Source organism: Mesorhizobium sp. M1A.F.Ca.IN.020.06.1.1 (assembly GCF_004023265.1).
Classification (GTDB): domain Bacteria; phylum Pseudomonadota; class Alphaproteobacteria; order Rhizobiales; family Rhizobiaceae; genus Mesorhizobium.
Window position 1 is genome coordinate 1 of sequence record NZ_RZSR01001848.1, and the last position, 397, is coordinate 397.

Genomic DNA, 397 nt, shown 5'->3' on the forward strand with positions numbered 1-397 from the left:
TATTTCAGGCTCAACCCGCAGGACGGTGCCCATGTCAGCGGCCATGGCGGGCATATCGGCACGGATTAGCACATCGGGCTGCGATCCGCGCCGGAGAGCTATGTCGCGAACGTCACCCAGTCTTCGAGCGGCGCGCGGTCGGTGCGGAATTCGTTCTCGGGCTTGGACGTGTCCTCATAACCAAGCGCCATGCCGCAGACCACGATCTCCTCGTCTGGTATGTCGAGCACCGGGCGGATCTGCCGGTGATAGGGCGCGAAAGCCGCCTGCGGACAGGTATGCAGGCCCCTGCCCCGTGCCGCGACCATGATGTTCTGCAGAAACATGCCGTAGTCGATCCACGAGCCCTTGTTCAGCCGCCGGTCGACCGTGAAGATCAGGCCGACCGGCGCGTCGA

General features: G+C 64.2%; 1 protein-coding gene. It reads right to left on the reverse strand.

Annotation, left to right across the window (positions count from 1 at the left end; translation table 11 throughout):
• Window positions 1–98 precede the first annotated feature (98 nt).
• On the reverse strand, window positions 99–397 hold a 299-nt coding region (locus tag EOA60_RS37200), incomplete at its 5' end, for a nitroreductase (protein ID WP_206628495.1).